This is a genomic window from Lentzea sp. NPDC020367, assembly GCF_044387305.1.
Classification (GTDB): Bacteria; Actinomycetota; Actinomycetes; order Mycobacteriales; family Pseudonocardiaceae; genus Lentzea.
Genome location: NZ_JBIRVV010000001.1, coordinates 675,832 through 692,629 on the forward strand (window position 1 = coordinate 675,832; position 16,798 = coordinate 692,629).

The following is a 16,798-nucleotide window of genomic DNA, read 5'->3' on the forward strand; positions in this document are numbered from 1 at the left end:
CGTTCGCGTCAGCGCTCCAGCAGGTCGCGGATCGCCCCGGCGACGACCTCCGGCGCCTCCTCGGCCATGAAGTGTCCACAGGAGACCGTGCGGTGGTCGAGGTCAGGTGCCCAGGCCTGCCACAGCGCCCTGGCGTCGAAGCCGAGCGCGGCACCCCAGTCCTGCTGCAGCACCGTGACCGGCATCTCCAGCTGGTTGCCCGCGTTCTTGTCGGCGGTGTCGTGCTCGACGTCGATCGTCGCCGACGCCCGGTAGTCCGCGACGATCGACGTGACAGCCTCCCGGCTCGCCCGCAGGTATTCGGCACGGATGCCCTCGGGGAACGGTTTCTGGCTCCAGATGTCGAGGAAGTGGCCGAAGAAGGCGTCCGGGACCGCGTTGATCATCTGCTCGGCCAGGCCCGGCGGCTGGGCCATCAGGAACAGGTGGAACCCGACGGCGGCGGACGTTCCCCGCATGACGTCCCACATGTCCAGCGTCGGCAGCACGTCGAGCGACGCGAGGTGCGTGACGTGCAGCGGGTGGTCGAGCCCGGCGCGGAACGCCACGAGCGCGCCCCGGTCGTGCCCTGCCAGGGCGAACGTGTCGTGCCCCAATGCGCGGGCCACCTCCACGACGTCGGCGGCCATCGTGCGCTTGGCGTAGGTGAGGCCGGTGTCGGCGGGCTTGTCGCTGTCGCCGTACCCGCGCAGGTCGGGCATGATCACGGTGTGGTCGGCGGCCAGGTCGGCGGCGACGTGCCGCCACATGAGGTGGGTCTGCGGGAAGCCGTGCAACAGCACGACCGGGCTGCCCTGGCCGGTGGTGGCGACGTTCAGTTCGACGCCGTCGGAGACCTGAACGCGCTGGTGGTCGAATGCGGTGTGGTTCACGAGGTCACTGTGCCGAGGCCCGATCAGCAACGAATCAGCGTTAGGGTCAGCGGGTGGTGACGTTCGGGGTGCTCGGCCCGCTGACCGCGGGATCCGCCCGCCTCGGTGGCCCGAAACAACGCGCCGTGCTGGCCCGCCTGCTGGTCGCCCGGCGTCGCGTCGTACCGGTGCGCCTGCTGGTCGCCGACCTGTGGGAGGAGCCGCCGGACGGCGCCCTCGGCACGGTGCAGACGTTCGTCGGAGCGTTGCGCAAGGTACTCGAACCTGACCGTCCACCCCGGACTCCGTCCTCGTTGCTGGTCACCGAAGGCGCGGGCTACGCGTTGCTCGCCGACGACGTGGACGCGTGGCGGTTCGAGGAGATGCTCGGCGGCGATCTGTCCGTGCTGGACGGTGCGCTCGCGTTGTGGCGCGGTCCCGCCTACGCCGAGTTCGCGGAGTTCCACTGGGCACGGGCCGAGATCGACCGCCTCGAGGAGTTGCGGCTCGTGGCGGTCGAACGCCGGGCCGAGGCCGCGCTGGCACTGGGCCGCGCGGCGGGCGTCGTCGCGGACCTGCGGGCTCACCTGGCCGAGCACCCGTGGCGCGAGAAGGCGTGGAACCTGCTGGCGCTGGCGCTGTACCGGGAGGGACGGCAGGGCGACGCGCTCGCGGCAGTGCGGGACGCCCGGCACGCGCTCGTCGAGAACCTCGGCGTCGATCCCGGTGAGGAACTCCGCACGCTGGAGGCGGACATCCTGGCCCAGTCGCCGCGCCTGCTGCCCGCACCCGAGTCGTCGCTGGTGGGACGTGCCGCCGAACTCGCACTGCTGGAGTCCGCCGTCCCGGCGGCCGGGCTGGGGATCGCGCTGGTGACGGGCGAGGCCGGCGTGGGCAAGACCGCGCTCGCGACGGCCTTCGCCGGGATGCTGGCCGGTCGGGGCTGGCGGACGGTGTGGGCGCGCTGCCAGGAGGACGCGCCCGTCGCGTGGCCGTGGCAACAGGTCGTGGAGGCGCTGGGGGAGAAGCTCGCCGCCGCGGACAGGTTCCAGCTCCGCCTCACGATCGTGTCCACTGTGGAATCGGCGGCACCGGTGCTGGTCGTGCTGGACGACCTGCACCAGGCCGACGAGGAGACCCTGGCGGTGCTCGCCGCCTTCACCGGCCACCGGCTCTCCGGCCGGGTGCTGATCGTGGCGACCTCACGCTCCGCGGTACCGCTGGAGGCCCTGGCCCGGGCCGAACCGGTCCGGATCGAGCTCGGCGGTCTGGACGCGGACGCCGTCGCCGCACTGGTCGGGGCGAAGAACGCGGTCGCGATCCACGAACGCAGCGGCGGCAATCCCTTCTACGTCAAGGAACTCGGCCGGTTGGTCGCGTCCGGCGGCGATCTCGGCGCGGTCCCGGCCGGCGTGCGGGACGTGCTCCGCCACCGCCTCGCCGAGTTGCCCGCGCAGGCGCGGACCGTGCTGCGCCAGGCCTCCGTGCTGGGCAGGGACGTCGAGGTGGACCTGCTGGCCGCACTGGCCGGTCACGACGTGCTCGACGCGCTGGACGTCGCGATCGAAGCCGGGTTCGTCGTGGAGGTGGCACCCGGTCACGCCCGGTTCACGCACGCGTTGGTGCGCGACACGGTGTACGAGGACGTGTCGCTGACCAGGCGTGCTCGCTGGCACGAGGCGGTGGCGGAGGCGCTGCGACCTGGTGACGTGCAGACGCTCGCGCATCACTACGCCCTCGCGGGCACGAGGAGCGCGGCGGCGGCGAACGCACTGGCGGAGGCCGCGGAGCAGACGCGTTCGCCACGGGAGGCGGTGCGGCTGTGGCGTGCCGCGATCGCGGCGGGCTCGGAGCGGTTGGCGGGGCTGGTCAGGGCGTTGGCGGTGAGCGGAGACCTGGCAGCGGCACGGGAGCAGAGGTCGGCGGCGTTGCGGCTGGCCGGCGGTCCGCGGGAACTTGCCGAGGTGATCGGCTCGTACGACGTCCCCGGTATCTGGACCACGAACGACGACCCGGCCCACTCCGCCGAACTGATCGCCGCCGCCGAACGCACGCTGCCCGCGTTTCCCGGCCCCACCGCGACCCGCGCCCGTCTGCTCGCCACCATCGCCATGGAAGACCGGGGCACCAGCGCCCGCCTCTGCGAAGCGCGGGAAGCCGAGGCCATAGCCCGTGACCTCGGCGATCCCGCACTCCGGGCGTTCGCGCTGAACGCACGCTTCATGCACACCTTCCGCCGCACGGGCCTCGCCCACGAGCGTGCCGCGATCGGCCGCGAACTCCTCGAAGTCGCCACCGACGTCACCTACGAGGTGCTGGGTCACTTGATCCTCGTCCAGGCCTGCTCCGCGCTGGCCGACTTCGGCACCGCCGACCTGCACGCGGCCGCGGCGGACGACCTCGCCCGGCGCCACGACCTGCCGTTGGTCGGTGTCTTCACCGACTGGTACGCGGCGCTGAAGCTCACGGCGGGCGGGAAGACCGCCGACGCCGATCGCGCCTACCGAGCCGCGGCCGAGCGCGTCAAGGGCACCGGGATGTGGGGCATGGAGCGCGGACTCCTGCCGCTGGCCCTGCTGAGCGTGCACGGTCCGTCCACAGTGGAACTCGATGACGACTGGGGCCCGTTGCTGGACTGGGTTCGCCCGCTGGCACTGCCCCGTGACGAGGCGCTGGCCGCGGCGCGAGCGCTCCCGGACGGGCCGGCGGACCTGCTCACCGAGGTCCGCGCCTGCCTGCTGGCGATGGCGGCGACCAGACTGCGCGACGACGAACTGCGGGAGCGCGCCCACGCGTTGTTGTTGCCCGCCAAGGACGAACTCGTGGCGGGCACCGGACTGGTCACGTTCGGCCCGGTGACGAACTACCTACGCGGCTAGCGCCGGGCCGAGCAGCAGGCCGCCGTCCAGCACGAACTCCGAGCCGGTCGCGAACGCCGCCTCGGCCGAAGCCAGGTAGAGAACCAGCGCGGTGAACTCGCCGGGCTCGCCGAGGCGCGGCACGGCGAACGGCGCGGGGGAGTAGAGGTCGCCGATCGCGGGCTGACCGGCCGCGACCGGTTCGTTGATCAGCGGCGTCGACACCACGCCGGGATGGATCGAGTTCACCCTGATCCCGTCGCGGCCGAGCTCCAGCGCGGCGGTCTTCGTCAGTCCGCGCAGCGCCCACTTGCTCGCGACGTACGGCGCGTAGTACGGCGAACCCACGTTGCCCATGGTCGACGCGATGTTCACGATCGACCCGCCGCCGGCCCTGCGCAGCGACGGTGCGACGTGCTTGATGCCGAGGAACTGACCGGTCAGGTTCACCGCCATGGTCCGGTCCCAGACCTCGCGCGAGGTGTCCTCGATCAGCGCGGCCGCGTGCTGCGCGCCCGCGTTGTTGACCAGCACCGACACCGGCCCGAACCGCTCCTCCGCGGCCTGGACCGCGGAGATCCACGCGTCCTCGTCCGTCACGTCGAGCCGTACGGCGAACGCCCGCTCACCGAGTTCTTCGGCGGCCTTCGAACCCGCCTCCAGGTCCCGCGCGGCGATCACGACCTGTGCGCCTTCCGCGTGGAAGCCCCGCACGTGGCTCGCGCCCATCCCGCTCGTGGCGCCGGTGACGAACACCGTCCTGCCTTCGAAGCGTCCCATCATGTCCTCCAGTGGTGAGTTGAGTGACTCACCTCGGAACGGTAGACACGACCGGCATGGTGAGTCAAGTGACTCATCTCATGGCATACTGGACGGCGTGCCGACCTACCACGAGCGCATGGCGGAGCAGAAGCGGACGGCGATCGTCGACGCGGCGACGGGACTGTTCCTGGAATCCGGCTACGACAAGACCTCGCTCGCGCGCATCGCCGACGCGGCCGGGGTGTCGAAGGCGACGCTGTTCAAGCAGTTCCCGACGAAGGCCGAGCTGTTCGACGCGATCGTCACGGACTACTGGCGCACGGAGGAGGGCGCGCTCACCCCGCAGCCCGGTGATCCGGCGAAGGGGCTCACAGCGCTCGGCAACCGGTACGTGGCGCTGCTGACGAGGCCCGGCATGGTCGCGTTGTTCCGCATCGTCATCGCCGAGGCACCGCGGTTCCCCGAACTCGGCCAGACCCAGTTCAAGCTGGGCAAACAGCCGTTCTTCGACGCGGTCCGCGACTACCTCGCCGCCGAGCACACCGCCGGCACCCTGGAGGTACCGGATCCGATCCTGGCCGCCACCCAGTTCCTCGGCATGATCTCGAACTTCGCGTTCTGGCCCCGGATGCTGCTGATGAACTGGGCGCCCACCGAGAAGGCCATGGCCCACTCGGTGGACGAGGCGGTCCAGACGATCCTGGCCCGGCACGAGGTCACAGCGGCAACCGGCGCAGCGCGGGCTTGAGGACCTTCCCGGACCCCGTGCGCGGCAGTTCGGACACCACCTCGACGTGCACCGGGATCTTGTACTTCGCCAGGCGCGGCAACAGGAACTCCCGCAACCCGGCCGCGTCGACCACAGCGCCGTCGCGAGGCCGGACGAACGCGCGTCCGACCTCGCCCCAGCGCTGGTCCGGCACCCCGACGACAGCGACCTCGGCCACGTCCGGGTGCGAGGTGATCGCGTTCTCCACCTCGGCCGGATAGACGTTCTCGCCGCCGGAGATGTACATGTCCTTGAGCCTGTCCAGGACGTACAGATGACCGTCGTCGAGCCTGCCGAGGTCGCCGGTGCGGAACCACCCGTCGTCGGTGAACGCGGCGGCGGTGGCGACCGGGTCGTTCCAGTAGCCCGGGGTGACGTTGGGGCCCTGCACCTCGATCTCGCCGGTGTCGGCCAGCCGTAGATCGCCGAGGAACACGCACGGCCCGGCCGAGCCCGCCCTGCGCACGCTGTCCGAAGCCTCCAGGAACGTGGCACCGGGCGCGGTCTCCGTGAGCCCGTAACCCTGGCAGAACACCAGACCCCGGTCCTGATAGGCGCGGATCACCGCGTCCGGCACGGCCGCCCCGCCGCACAGCAGCACGCGCAACGACGACAGGTCCGCGGTGTGCCACGACGGGGAACCGGCCAGGTCGGCGTACATCGTGGACACGCCGAACATCCACGTCACGCGATGGGTCTCGATCAACGAGACGCACTTGGTGACGTCCCAGCCCGAGGTGATGACGCTGTGCCCACCTTTGATGAAGGTGGGCAGCAACGTCTGGGTGAGCGCGGCGACGTGGAACAGCGGAGCGGTGACCAGCGCGACCTCGTCCGAGGCGATGTCGACGCCGATCATCAGGTTGAACGTGTTCCACAACAGGTTGGCGTGACTCAGCATCGCGCCCTTGGGCCTGCCCGTGGTGCCGGAGGTGTAGAGGATCAGCGCGATGTCGTCGATGCCGACCGGCTCGTCCAGCGGCTCGTCGGAACCGCCGAGAAGCCAGTCCTCGTACGTGGCAAGAGAAACCGCCCGTGGGTGCTCGACGACGTGCGAAGGCGCGTGCACCAGCACGTGCGCTCCGCAGTCGGCGAGCTGGTAGTTGATCTCCGCCGGGGAGAGGCGGAAGTTCAACGGCACGAAGATCGCGCCCAGCTGGTGCGTGGCGAACAGGGTCTCGGCGAACGACGGGTGGTTCGGGCCGAGGTACGCGACCCGGTCACCGTGCCCGACGCCGAGCTCCCGCAACCGCCACGCCAGCCGGGTGGTGCGGACGGCCAGCTCCCCGTACGTCGTGGAGACGCCTTCGTAGGTCAGCGCTTCACGCTTCGGCGCCATGCGCGCGCGGCGGTGCGGCCAGCTGCCCAGCCCCGAGTTCCGCATTCCTGTCTCCTGTCAGGCTGGATCGGCTGGTCTCCCGCAGGATCACCGTGCACACGACGGTGAGCAGGCAGAACGCCGCGAGGATGAACGGGATCGCGCCCGTGCCGGAGGACCTCTGCACCTGCGCGAAGAGCAACGGCGCGAGTCCGGCGCCCAGGCCCGCGAGCTGGTAGCCGAGCGAGGCGCCGGTGTAGCGGCTGCCGGTGTTGAACAGCTCGCTGTACAGGGCGGCGAGCGGCCCGTACATCATCGGGTGGATCACGGCCTGGCCGAGCGCCAGTGCGATGACCACGAACCCGTTGTCCACCAACGGGAACAGCACGAACCCGAACGCCGCCATGAGCACGGCGCCGGCGAGCACGACGGGCCTGCGCCCGAACCGGTCCGAGGCCGCCGACCAGCCGAGGATGCCGATCACCGCGAGCGCCGAGGACAGCGTCAGCGCGTTGAGGATGGATTGCCTGGTGTTACCCGCCTGAACGCCGTAGGCGAGGATGAAAGTCGTCAACGTCGACTGCGCGACGAACGCCGAGAGGCCGACGCCGATGCCGAGCAGCAGCGTGCGCGGGTGGTTGCGCAGCACGTCGAGCAACGGCATCGAGCCCGGCTTGCGCTCCGCCTTGAAGACCGGTGTCTCCTCGACCTTCATCCGCACGAACAGGCCGATGCCGAGCAGCACCAGGCTCAGCAGGAACGGCACCCGCCAGCCCCACTCGAGGAAGGCCTTCTCGCCGACCAGCGCGGCGGTGCCGGACAACGCGAGCGTCGACAGCACCATGCCGCACGGCGCGCCCGCGTTGGTGAAGCTCGCCCACAGTCCGCGCCGGGACGTGGCGTGTTCGGCGGACATGAGCACGGCTCCGCCCCACTCTCCGCCGACGGAGATGCCCTGCACGACGCGCAGCAGGATCAGTCCGGCCGGCGCGAGCCAGCCGACCTGGGCGTAGGTGGGCAGCAGGCCGATCAGGAAGCTCGCCACACCCATCAGGCTCATGGTCAGCACGAGCATCTTCTTGCGCCCCAGCAGGTCCCCGTAGTGTCCGAAGAGGACTCCGCCGAGCGGCCGGGCGAGGTAGCCGGTGGCGAACGTGCCGAAGCTCGCGATCGTGCCGACCAGCGGGTCCAACGAGGAGAAGAAGACCTTGTTGAACACGACCGCAGAGGCCGTGGCGTAGAGCAGGAAGTCGTAGTACTCGATCACGCTGCCGAGGAAGCTCGACGCGACCGCACGGCGTAACTGCGTTGTTGTCGCCATGACTTCACCTCATGCGTAGTGGCGGTAGACGGCACGTGCGACACAAGCGGGCTTCGCGGAGCCCTCGATCTCGACGGTGAAGTCGACGGTGAGCTGCACGCCGTCGCCCGGCACGTCCTCGACCGACTCGACCCGGCCCAGCAACCGGATCTTGGACCCGACCGGCACCGGCGCGGGGAACCGCACCTTCTCCAGCCCGTAGTTGAGGCTCATCCGCACGCCGGAGACGTCGAGGAGTTCGGTCATCAACGGGATGAGGAGGGCCAGCGTCAGGTAGCCGTGCGCGATCGTGCCGCCGAACGGTCCGGTGGCGGCGCGCTGCGGGTCGACGTGGATCCACTGGTGGTCGTCGGTGGCGGCGGCGAACGTGTCGACGCGGCTCTGGTCGATCTGCAGCCAGTCGGTGTGGCCGAGACTCTTACCTGCCAGGGCCTTGAGTTCGGCGATTCCTTGTACGGAGATGGTCACGCGTCCTCCTTGACGAGTCCGAGCAGACGGGCGGCGTTGTGCTTGAGGATCTTGGGCCGGACCTCGTCGGAGATCTCGAGCTTGGCGAAGTCGGCGAGCCAGCGGTCCGGAGTGATCACCGGGTGGTCCGAGCCGAACAGGACCTTGTCCTGCAGCAGGGTGTTGGCGTAGCGGACGAGCTGCGGCGGGAAGTACTTCGGCGACCAGCCGGACAGGTCGATGTACACGAACGGCTTGTGCGTGGCCACCGCGAGCGCCTCGTCCTGCCACGGGAACGACGGGTGCGCGAGCACGATCCGCAGGTGCGGGAAGTCCACGGCGACGTCGTCGACGAGCATCGGGTTGGAGTGCTTGAGCCGGATGCCACCGCCGCCGGGCACGCCGGCGCCGATCCCGGTCTGTCCACTGTGGAACAGCGCGGGCACGCCCAGCTCCTCGATCACCTCGTAGAGCGGGTACGCCATCCGGTCGTCCGGGGAGAAGTCCTGGAGGCTGGGGTGGAACTTGAAGCCTCGCACGCCGTGCTCCTCGACCAGCCGCCGTGCCTCCCGGACGGCTGTGCGGCCCTTCCACGGGTCGACGCTCGCGAACGGGATCAGCACGTCGGCGTGCTCGGCGCAGGACGCGGCGATCTCCTCGTTGGAGATGCGCGGATGACCGGTGGCGTGCTCGGCGTCGACCGTGAAGATCACCGCGGCCATCTTGCGCTCGCGGTAGATCTGCGCGGTCTCGGCGATGGTCGGCTGCCGGTGCGCGGCCTTGAAGTACTTGGCGGACGCCTCGATCAGCGTGGGGCTGAGCGAACTGTGGCCGTCGCTGGAGATCTCGGCGTGCGTGTGGACGTCGATGGCGACGAGGCTGTCCACATCCATTTTGGGAACGTTCACGGCGCCACCGGCATCGGGATTCCGTAGGTCTCGGCCTCGAACTCGCTGAACCGCTCGGCGATCGCGGCCGCGTTCCAGCCGCCGTCCGCGAACAGGACCTGCTTCTCGGCCGGGTGCGACCACAGCGCGAGCCGGTCGCCACCGATGCCGATCGCCTGTCCCGTCACGCCTTTCGCCGCGTCCGAGGCGAGGTAGACGATCAGGTCGGCGACGTCCTCGACGGTGCCCAGGCCCTCGTCGCGCCGCACCCACTCGGGCAGCGGCGCACCGGTCCGTTCGGACTCCTCGATCAACGGCGCGAACGCCGGAATCGTCCGCGTCATCTCGGTGGCGGCGACCGGGACGACCGCGTTGACGGCGATGTCGGACCGGGCGAGTTCCAGGGCCCAGGTCCGTGCCATGGCGGCGATCCCGGCCTTGGCGGCGGAGTAGTTGGTCTGCCCGAAGTTGCCGCGCTGTCCGGCGGGTGACGAGATCAGCACGAGGCTGCCTCCGGTGCCTTGCTCGCGCATCCGCACGGCCGCCGCGCGAGCGCACGTGAAAGTGCCGCGCAGGTGCACGTTGATGACGGCGTCGAAGTCGTCGTCGGTCATCTTCCACAGCACGCGATCGCGCAGGATGCCGGCGTTGGTGACCAGCACGTCGAGCCGTCCGAACTCCTCCACGGCGGCCGCGACGAGCAGGTCGGCGGTCTCGGCGGACCCGACCGGGGCGATCGCCGCGCGACCGCCGATGCTCGCGGCGACCTCCTCTGCGGACTCGTCCACGTCGTTCACCACGACCTTGGCCCCGTTGCGCGCCAACGCTTCCGCGTACGCCCGGCCCAGCCCGCGGCCGGCGCCGGTGACGATCGCGACCTTGTCCGACAGCTCCATCAGGCGAGTCCTCTCCGTTGGGTCGCGACCCAAAGTAGGGCATATTCATGACGCTCGTCTAGATGCTGCCCAACATGTATCGTGAGCTGCGTGACACCCCAGTCCTTGATGCTCAACTTCCTCGGCCTGTACGTGTTCGACCGCGGTATCGCGGTCTACTCGGGCAGTGTGATCGACGTGTTCGGGCGCGTGGACGTCTCGGAGGAGGCGGTGCGCTCGACGTTGACGCGCATGGCCTCGCGAGGGCTGCTCGCCAAGCACCGCAACGGCCGCAAGGTTTACTTCGGACTCACTCCGCGCGCGACGGACGTCCTGAGGGACGGTGAACGCCGCATCTGGCAGACCGGCGCGGTCAACCGCGACTGGGACGGCACCTGGACCCTGGTCGGCTTCTCGCTGCCGGAAGGCCGCCGCGGCGAACGGCACGACCTGCGCTCGCAGCTGCAGTGGGCCGGCTTCGGTCCGGTCCAGAACGGCCTGTGGATCGCCCCGGGGGCGCGCGACGTGACCGAACTGGTCGAGGGGCTCGCGGAGAACGTCACCGTCTTCACCGCCCAGCACGCCAAACCGACCGAGGCGGCGGACCTGGCGCGCCGCGCGTTCGACACGGCCGCCATCGCCGCCCGCTACCAGGACTTCCTGACGAAGTGGCGTGAGCCGGACAGCTCGTTGCCGGACGACCTGGCCCGCCAGTTGCTGCTGCACGCCGACTGGCTCGACCTCGTGCGCCAGGACCCGCACCTGCCGGCCGAGCTGCTCGCGGGCGACTGGCCCGCGATCGAGGCCGAGCAGTTGTTCCAGTCCCTGGCCACCCGCTACGCCGAGACGGCGACCCCGCTCGCGGCCGCCGCCATCGAGTCGATCGAGATCGGTGCTAGCTAGATCACAGCGCTGCTGAATCTATAGCGCTAACGAAAAGTTAGTGCGAGGCTCTCGTGCACACACCGAGTGGAAGGTGCACGAGATGCTCAACCGTCGTTCGCTCATCACCCAGGGAAGCACCGCCGCGTTCGGCGCGATGGCGCTGGCGGCCGTGACCGGTGGCGTGGCCGAGGCCGCCGCTCCGGCCGGGTACTCGCCGTGGACGCCGCTGCCGGACCCGGCCACCACGCCGGTGCCGAACCCGCCGTTCGCCAAGGACCTGACCAGGGAGGAACGGGAGAACCTCAGGACGTTCGACGAGCTCGACTTCGACGTCTTCAGCCACCAGAAGTGGGCGCGGCTGGGGGAGAGCCACGCCCGCAACATCCGCGTGCACTGGCCCGACGGCCATTACACCGACGGCATCGACAAGCACATCGACGACCTCAAGGCCCTGTTCGTCTGGGCGCCGGACACCCGCATCGAATCGCACTACCTGCGCGTCGCGAACGGCGGCCTCAGCGCGGTCGCGGGCGTCATGAAGGGCACCTTCACGCGGCCGATGCCGGACGGCAAGGGCGGTCTCATCCAGCCCACCGGCCGCCGGTACGCCATCAACATGGCCACCGTGGGCCTGTGGAACCGGCGCGGCACGATGGACGAGGAGTTCCTCTTCTGGGACAACCAGGCGTTCTTCAGCCAGATCGGGCTCGGCTGACCGTCCGGCGGCGCCGACCTGGCCGGCGCCGCCGAAGCCGTTACGCGACCGCCGTTCCCTCCAGTTCGATCATCAGGTCCGGGATCGCCAGCCGCGTCACGCCGAGCATCGTCGTGGGCGGTGCCACCTGAGCCTGGCCTAGCCTCGCCGCCAGCACGCCGTAGTGCTGGAACAGCAGGTCGACGTCGGTGGTGTAGACGTTGAGGCGCACCAGGTTCGCGAGCGACATCCCCGCCCCGGCCAGCACCGCCTCCAGGTTGTCGAGGCTCAACGCCAGCTGCGCCGCCATGTCCCCGGCGTGCTCGGGCTTGCCGTCGCCGTTCATCGAGGTCTGGCCGGCGCAGAAGAGCGTCCGCGTCTGCCCGGTGACGACCTCGCCCTGGTGGTACCCCAGCTCCGCCGACCAGGGCCACGGGTTGATCGGCGTTCGTTCCACAGCCACAACAGCTCCATTCAGGTTCTCGGATGTCGCTGTGCAGCCTCGCAACCAATACACGACATCCTGTGTCGTGTATTCCCGTAGGGTTTTCGCATGCGCGCCGACCGTTTGGTCTCACTGGTCCTGCTGCTGCGCAGGCACGGTCAGCTGTCCGCGACGGCGCTGGCCCGTGAGCTGGAGGTCTCCACTCGGACCGTGCTGCGCGACATCGAGGCTTTGTCCGCGGCGGGCGTCCCGGTCTACGCCGAACGCGGCCGGCACGGCGGTTTCGCGCTGCTGCCCGGTTTCCAGACCGAGCTCACCGGCCTGAACCACGACGAGGCGCTCGCCCTGCTGGTCGCCGGTTCGCGACGCGGCGCCCAGGTGTTCGGACTCGGATCGGCCCTCGCCTCGGCCATGCTCAAGGTGGTCGACGCGCTGCCCGAGAGCTACCGGCAGACCGCGGCCGGTGCGGCGGAACGGCTGCTCATCGACCCGGAGACCGATCTGCTGTCTCGTCGCGCGGTCGAGGAGGAACTGCCGGACGCGGTGGTGGCGGAGGTCCGGCGGGCGGTCTTCGCGGGGCACCGGTTGCGGATCCACTACGAGGCCCGCGAGAAGGCTCCCGAGTGGCGCACGGTCGACCCGATCGGCCTGGTCACCGTGCGGGAACAGGGTTATCTGCTGGCCCAGAGGTCGGGGGAGGACCGCACGTACCGGTTGTCCCGGATCCTGGCAGCCGAGGAGCTGGACGAACCCGCGCGGCGTGCAGACCGGGTCGACCTGGACCGGGCCTGGCAGGAACGCAGCACGCGGTTCCGGACCGGCGGGGATCAGGTCGCGGTGGTGCTGCGCGTGCACCCGGCCCGGCAGGAGGAACTGGTGGGCACCGCTCTGGCCGTGCTCGCCGAGGAGCCGGACGGGGAGTGGCTGCGGATGGAGGTCACGTTCCAGGACGCCCGGCACGCGGAGTGGGCGGTGTGGCGGCTGTCCGCGGGGGCGGAAGTCGTGGGGCCGCAGTGGCTGCGTGCCGCGCTGAGGGAACGGGCGACGGCGATCGCCGCCCGGTACGGCGATGAGGTGGGGGAGTAGTGGTGGAGGTCGAGAAGACAGGGGTGGGTACCGAGCGAGACTTCAGCCGGTACCTGTCCGCACGCGTGTTGTCCGTGGTCGGTGCCGTGGTGTCGGCGGTGGCGCTGCCCGTGCTGGTCTACCAGCAGACCGGGTCGGCGGGCTGGACGTCGGCCGTCACGGCGGCGGAGGCGTTGCCGTACCTGGTGTTCGGGCTGCTGGCCGGTGCGCTCGCGGATCGGCTGAACCGCCGCCTGATGATGGTGGCGATGGACTTCACGGTCGCCGCCGTGCTGCTGAGCGTGCCGCTGGCGTGGCTGGCGGGTGGCCTGACCGCGCCGCACGTCGTGGTGGTGGCGTTCGCGACGCAGACGGCGTTCGTGTTCTTCGACGCCGCCAACTTCGGGGCGCTGCCGGCGTTGGTGGGCAAGGAAAAGCTGACCGTCGCCTACTCGAAGCTCTACGGGCGCACGACCGTGGTCGAACTCGTCGTGCCCGGCGTGACCGGTCTGCTCGTGGCGATCGTCGCTCCGGCGGCGCTGCTGGCCGTGAACGCGTTGACGGCGGTGGGGTCGGCTTTGTTGTTGCGCGCGATCACCAGCAACATGGCCAATCCACGGCCGGTGCGCGGTGCGGGCGAACTCACCAAGGACGTCCGCGAAGGTTTGCGGTTCCTGTGGGACGAGCCGGTGATCCGCATCCTCACGCTCGTGGGCGCCACGCACTCCGTCGCCAGTGGTGCGTGGATGGCGGTGCTCGTGCCGTTCGCCGACCAGGTGCTCGGCGTCGCGCCGAAAGGGGATGCCCGGCTCGCCGTGCTGTTCAGTTGCTGGGGTGTCGGTGCGGTGATCGCGTCCCGGTTGTTCCCGCGGGTGACGGCGCGGTGGGGCAACGCGAAGGTGTCGCTGGCCGCGTTACCGCTGTCGCTGCTCGGCGGCGTCCTCGTTCTCGTGAGCGGTCATTGGATCGTCCTCTGCCTGACCGCGACGTACTGGGGGATCACCGGCGCGCTCGTGGTGATCAACGGGATCACCTACCGGCAGCAGGTGTGCCCGGAGGAGTTGCAGTCGCGGGTGAACACCACGGGCCGGATGGTGGCCTGGGGTCTCGGTCAGCCGCTCGGCGCGGCACTGGCCGGTGTCCTGTCGGTCGCCGCCGGTGATCCGCGGGCGGGACTCGCCGCCGGCCTCGCGGTGTTGCTGATCGGCGTCGTGATGGCGTGGGTGACCCCCGCCCTGCGCCAGGCGGCCTAGGGCCTGTGTCGAAGTCTGGTCAGCGATAGCCGGGCCCGAGACGGCCCCTGGCGGCACGGCCGGACGACCCACGTACAACACCGGTACGCGGGCCCTCCGGCCGCACCACCAGGAACCACCTCAAGCGCGACTCTCATCGAACCAGACTTCGACACAGGCCCTAGAAGTACCGCAGCCACACGTAACCCCAGGCCATCGCGGTGCTGACCAGCGTCACGACGATGCCGTAACGGGTGAACTGCCAGAAGCTGATCCGGTGCCCGGCGCGGGCGGCGATGCCGAGCGCGACCACGTTGGCGCTGGCGGCGACCGCGGTGCCGTTGCCGCCGAAGTCCGCGCCCAGGGCGAACGACCACCACAGTGCGCGGCCGGTCCCGGTGTCGGGGATCTCCGCGACCATGCCCTCGACCACCGGGGTCATCGTTGCCACGTAGGGGATGTTGTCGAAGAACGCGCCGAGCACGCTGGAACCGAACAACAACGCCGTGGCGGCCGCGAAGTAGTTGTCGTCGAAGGCCGAGACCGCCCACGTCCCAACGGTTTCGATGACGCCGGTGTGCACGAGGCCCGCCACCATCACGAACAGGCCCATGAAGAACGTCAGCGTCGGCCACTCCACCTCGGCCAGCACGTCGTTCACGTCCGCCCGCGTCACGAGCAGCATCACGCCCGCGCCGACCAGGGCGACGATCGCGGGATCGAGGTGCAGCACCGAGTGCATGCCGAACCCGGCCACCACGCCCGCGAAGACGATCAGGCAGCGGCGCAGCATCGCGGGGTCGGTGATCGCCCGCCGTTCCTGCAACGCCATCACGGCCTCGACGTGCTCGGCGTTGTACTGGAAGGACTTGCGGAACAGGACTTTCGTGAGCAGCACGAACACCACGAACACGACCGCGACGATCGGCGCCATGTGGACGAGGAAGTCGGTGAACGAGAGCCCTGCCCGGCTGCCGATGATGATGTTCGGTGGATCGCCGATCAACGTCGCCGCGCCACCGATGTTGGACGCGAGCACCTCGGCGATCAGGTACGGCTGGGCGGCGATCCGCAGCCGGTTGCACACGACGATCGTGACCGGCGCGACGAGCATGATCGTGGTGACGTTGTCCAGGAACGGCGACGCGATCGCGGTGATGGCCATCAGCATCACCATCAGCCGGTACGGGCGGCCGCGGGCCTTCTTCGCGGCCCAGATGGCGAGGTAGTCGAACACGCCGGTCTGCTTGACGATCCCGACGATGATCATCATGCCGAACAGCAGGAAGAGGACGTTCCAGTCGATGCCCGCGTGTTCGGAGTAGAACACCTCCGAGCCCGGGACCAGGCCGAACACGGCCATCAGCCCGGCGGCCACCAGCACGACCTTGACCTTGTTCGCCTTCTCGGTGGCGATGAGGAAGAACGCGACGAGGAAGATCGTCAGGGCTAGGGCGGCGCTCACGGATCTCCCAACGGGATGGGTGTCACCGCCGGCGCGAGTTCAGCGCGCCGGCGGTGACGGGGACAGATGGCCCTGGGGTTCAGTCCTCGGCGGTGTAGACCGCGAGCGAGGTGATGAGACGGTCGAGGGTGATCGCGCCGACGAGCGCGCCGTCGTCGTCGACCACGGCGACGAGCGGGCTGTGCTGCCGGGCCATCAGCGCGGCGACCTCCAGCAGGGTCGCGTCGGCGCGGACGGTCGCGGGTTTGGCGCGCTGGTTCGGTGCCACGTCGCCGACGGTGCGGTCGCTCAGTTCCATCCAGAACAGGTCGGCGTGGCCCTCGTCGACGACGCGGGCGAGCGCTGGATCTTCCTGATATGCCTGGGGAACCGCGAGCCGCAGCACCTGGGTGCCGGGCAGTACCGTCCACGGGCGGGCGCGGTCGTCGACCACGATCAGTCCCGGCAGCCGGTTGACCGCCATCACCCGCACCGCCTTGGTGACCGGGTCGTCGACCGTCACGGTCGGAACGTTGATGGCGATGTCGCGTGCCTGCATGGCATCAGCCCCCAGTTGACCCGCGATGGACATGGTCGCCTCCCGTCTCCTGGTGGAAGTCTCTGCGGGACGGCCGTCCGGAACCATCGGGTGCAACACCCATTTCGGACGTGTGGTCAGGGTGTGCGGCCGAGGCCGATCAGTCCGGCCAGCATCAGTCCGGCCGCGACGAGAAGTGCGTGCGGCGCGGTGATTCCGGCGATCAGCAGGGCCAGTGCGACCCCGAGCAGAACCCAGGGCAGTGGTCGTCGTGTGCGGGTGGATCGGTCTGTGTGGACCATGACACCAACATTCCCTGGTCGCGGCCCTCCTGACGATCCGTCCGCTCACTCAACTCCCGGCCGTCCGGAGGAGTGGTGCGGGGTGAAGTTGGGTGTTGCCACGGA

General features: G+C 70.0%; 17 protein-coding genes. 6 read left to right on the forward strand and 11 right to left on the reverse strand.

All coding sequences use genetic code 11. From position 1 onward, the window contains the following. Window positions 1-8: 8 nt before the first annotated feature. Window positions 9-872, reverse strand: coding sequence for an alpha/beta hydrolase (locus ACH413_RS02980; RefSeq protein WP_360029998.1), 864 nt, complete (start codon window positions 870-872; stop codon window positions 9-11). 53 nt (window positions 873-925) lie between these two features. On the opposite strand from ACH413_RS02980, the gene ACH413_RS02985 reads away from it, so the two are divergent. Beyond that, on the forward strand, window positions 926-3,730 hold the full coding sequence (locus ACH413_RS02985) for a BTAD domain-containing putative transcriptional regulator (protein WP_360030000.1): 2,805 nt from the start codon (window positions 926-928) through the stop codon (window positions 3,728-3,730). Here the strand turns inward: ACH413_RS02985 and ACH413_RS02990 are convergent. Then, on the reverse strand, window positions 3,719-4,489 hold the full coding sequence (locus tag ACH413_RS02990; protein ID WP_360030002.1) for a glucose 1-dehydrogenase: 771 nt from the start codon (window positions 4,487-4,489) through the stop codon (window positions 3,719-3,721). The genes ACH413_RS02985 and ACH413_RS02990 overlap by 12 nt on opposite strands. Before the next feature lie 97 nt (window positions 4,490-4,586). Between ACH413_RS02990 and ACH413_RS02995 the strand changes: the two genes are divergently transcribed. Then, complete coding sequence (locus tag ACH413_RS02995) at window positions 4,587-5,219, forward strand: TetR/AcrR family transcriptional regulator (RefSeq protein ID WP_360030004.1); 633 nt, start codon at window positions 4,587-4,589, stop codon at window positions 5,217-5,219. Here ACH413_RS02995 and ACH413_RS03000 read toward each other — a convergent pair. From ACH413_RS03000 to ACH413_RS03020, 5 genes are read right to left on the reverse strand one after another with little or no spacing between them, the layout of a single operon-like run. Continuing rightward, entirely contained in the window at window positions 5,188-6,624 is a 1,437-nt protein-coding gene (locus ACH413_RS03000; protein ID WP_360030006.1) for a long-chain fatty acid--CoA ligase, read from the reverse strand. The genes ACH413_RS02995 and ACH413_RS03000 overlap by 32 nt on opposite strands. Further along, the gene (locus ACH413_RS03005) at window positions 6,563-7,879 is read right to left on the reverse strand and encodes an MFS transporter (RefSeq protein WP_360030008.1); all 1,317 of its coding nucleotides are present in this window, start codon (window positions 7,877-7,879) and stop codon (window positions 6,563-6,565) included. Before ACH413_RS03005 ends, ACH413_RS03000 begins: the two co-directional genes overlap by 62 nt. A gap of 9 nt (window positions 7,880-7,888) precedes the next feature. Further along, window positions 7,889-8,347 carry a MaoC family dehydratase gene (locus ACH413_RS03010; RefSeq protein ID WP_360030010.1) on the reverse strand — a complete coding sequence of 153 codons (459 nt, stop codon included), beginning with the start codon at window positions 8,345-8,347 and terminating at the stop codon, window positions 7,889-7,891. Continuing rightward, window positions 8,344-9,219, reverse strand: coding sequence for an amidohydrolase family protein (locus ACH413_RS03015; RefSeq protein WP_360030367.1), 876 nt, complete (start codon window positions 9,217-9,219; stop codon window positions 8,344-8,346). The genes ACH413_RS03010 and ACH413_RS03015 overlap by 4 nt, the downstream gene beginning before the upstream one ends. An 11-nt stretch (window positions 9,220-9,230) precedes the next feature. Then, window positions 9,231-10,109 (reverse strand): SDR family NAD(P)-dependent oxidoreductase, encoded by an 879-nt coding sequence (locus ACH413_RS03020; RefSeq protein ID WP_360030012.1) that lies wholly within the window; start codon window positions 10,107-10,109, stop codon window positions 9,231-9,233. A gap of 90 nt (window positions 10,110-10,199) precedes the next feature. On the opposite strand from ACH413_RS03020, the gene ACH413_RS03025 reads away from it, so the two are divergent. Beyond that, on the forward strand, window positions 10,200-10,991 hold the full coding sequence (locus tag ACH413_RS03025) for a PaaX family transcriptional regulator C-terminal domain-containing protein (RefSeq protein ID WP_360030014.1): 792 nt from the start codon (window positions 10,200-10,202) through the stop codon (window positions 10,989-10,991). Between the two features lie 82 nt (window positions 10,992-11,073). Beyond that, window positions 11,074-11,688, forward strand: coding sequence for an ester cyclase (locus ACH413_RS03030; RefSeq protein WP_360030016.1), 615 nt, complete (start codon window positions 11,074-11,076; stop codon window positions 11,686-11,688). A 40-nt stretch (window positions 11,689-11,728) separates the two neighbouring features. On the opposite strand, the gene ACH413_RS03035 is transcribed toward ACH413_RS03030, so the two are convergent. Continuing rightward, window positions 11,729-12,124: a RidA family protein gene (locus ACH413_RS03035; RefSeq protein ID WP_360030369.1), complete on the reverse strand. Its 396-nt coding sequence runs from the start codon at window positions 12,122-12,124 to the stop codon at window positions 11,729-11,731. A gap of 96 nt (window positions 12,125-12,220) precedes the next feature. On the opposite strand from ACH413_RS03035, the gene ACH413_RS03040 reads away from it, so the two are divergent. Then, window positions 12,221-13,198 carry a WYL domain-containing protein gene (locus ACH413_RS03040; RefSeq protein ID WP_360030017.1) on the forward strand — a complete coding sequence of 326 codons (978 nt, stop codon included), beginning with the start codon at window positions 12,221-12,223 and terminating at the stop codon, window positions 13,196-13,198. A gap of 23 nt (window positions 13,199-13,221) precedes the next feature. Then, a complete protein-coding gene (locus ACH413_RS03045) occupies window positions 13,222-14,430 on the forward strand; it encodes an MFS transporter (protein ID WP_360030019.1) in 1,209 nt (402 codons plus the stop codon). Window positions 14,431-14,590: 160 nt separating this feature from the next. Here ACH413_RS03045 and ACH413_RS03050 read toward each other — a convergent pair whose 3' ends face one another. The 3 genes from ACH413_RS03050 to ACH413_RS03060 form a co-directional block, all read right to left on the reverse strand. Next, window positions 14,591-15,874, reverse strand: a complete 1,284-nt coding sequence (locus ACH413_RS03050; protein WP_360030021.1) for an ArsB/NhaD family transporter — start codon at window positions 15,872-15,874, stop codon at window positions 14,591-14,593. A 79-nt stretch (window positions 15,875-15,953) separates the two neighbouring features. Continuing rightward, window positions 15,954-16,445 carry a CBS domain-containing protein gene (locus ACH413_RS03055; protein ID WP_360030024.1) on the reverse strand — a complete coding sequence of 164 codons (492 nt, stop codon included), beginning with the start codon at window positions 16,443-16,445 and terminating at the stop codon, window positions 15,954-15,956. 83 nt (window positions 16,446-16,528) lie between these two features. Then, window positions 16,529-16,693 carry a hypothetical protein gene (locus ACH413_RS03060; protein ID WP_360030025.1) on the reverse strand — a complete coding sequence of 55 codons (165 nt, stop codon included), beginning with the start codon at window positions 16,691-16,693 and terminating at the stop codon, window positions 16,529-16,531. Window positions 16,694-16,798: the final 105 nt, after the last annotated feature.

Coding starts and splice junctions, on each gene's coding strand:
- ACH413_RS03020 (WP_360030012.1), bottom strand. CDS start 10,109: ATGGAGCTGTCGGACAAGGTCGCGATCGTCACCGGCGCCGGCCGCGGG.
- ACH413_RS03030 (WP_360030016.1), top strand. CDS start 11,074: ATGCTCAACCGTCGTTCGCTCATCACCCAGGGAAGCACCGCCGCGTTC.
- ACH413_RS03000 (WP_360030006.1), bottom strand. CDS start 6,624: ATGCGGAACTCGGGGCTGGGCAGCTGGCCGCACCGCCGCGCGCGCATG.
- ACH413_RS03060 (WP_360030025.1), bottom strand. CDS start 16,693: ATGGTCCACACAGACCGATCCACCCGCACACGACGACCACTGCCCTGG.
- ACH413_RS03040 (WP_360030017.1), top strand. CDS start 12,221: ATGCGCGCCGACCGTTTGGTCTCACTGGTCCTGCTGCTGCGCAGGCAC.
- ACH413_RS03055 (WP_360030024.1), bottom strand. CDS start 16,445: ATGTCCATCGCGGGTCAACTGGGGGCTGATGCCATGCAGGCACGCGAC.
- ACH413_RS02990 (WP_360030002.1), bottom strand. CDS start 4,489: ATGGGACGCTTCGAAGGCAGGACGGTGTTCGTCACCGGCGCCACGAGC.
- ACH413_RS03005 (WP_360030008.1), bottom strand. CDS start 7,879: ATGGCGACAACAACGCAGTTACGCCGTGCGGTCGCGTCGAGCTTCCTC.
- ACH413_RS03015 (WP_360030367.1), bottom strand. CDS start 9,219: ATGGATGTGGACAGCCTCGTCGCCATCGACGTCCACACGCACGCCGAG.